At 76.5% G+C, this 469-nt stretch carries 1 pseudogene; it reads right to left on the bottom strand.

Going from position 1 to position 469, the window contains the following annotated elements:
• Positions 1 to 469, bottom strand: a pseudogene (locus tag G3I65_RS14725) (SARP family transcriptional regulator); the annotation flags it as partial.

Below are 469 nucleotides of genomic sequence, written 5' to 3'. Positions count from 1 at the left end.
GCGGCAAGCGGGCCGCGGCCGCGTCGGCGAGGGCGAGCGTTGCCGACAGGACCGTCCGGAGGCCGCCGGTGTCTTCGGCGAGCTCGGCGGCGTACAAGCGGACGAGGTCGTGCATCCGGTAGCGGCCCTCGCCGGTCTGGTCCGCGCCGCGCGCCTCCAGCAGGCTCGCCTCGACGAGCTCTTCGACGGCTTCGTCGGCGTCCGGGGTGCCGATCAGCGTCGTCACCGCCCACGCCGGGAGGTCGGCGAGGCGGCAGCGGCCGAGCAGCCGGAACGCGCGTCGCGCGGGCGGCCGGAGGCCTTCGTAGCTCAACGCGATGCTGCCGCGGACGGCCAGGTCGCTGACCGTCAGCTCGTCGAGCCTGCGGACCTCGTCTTCGAGGCGCCCGGCCAGCTCGCCGAGCCGCAGGTGCGGGCGGATGGCCAGCCTGCTGCCGGCGATCCGCAGCGCCAGCGGCAGCCGCGCGCA

It is taken from the genome of Amycolatopsis sp. SID8362 (genome assembly GCF_010550475.1).
Taxonomy (GTDB): Bacteria; Actinomycetota; Actinomycetes; order Mycobacteriales; family Pseudonocardiaceae; genus Amycolatopsis; species Amycolatopsis eburnea.
Note: the sequence above shows the minus strand (reverse complement) of the source record. Positions and strands in the feature narration are given on the sequence as shown.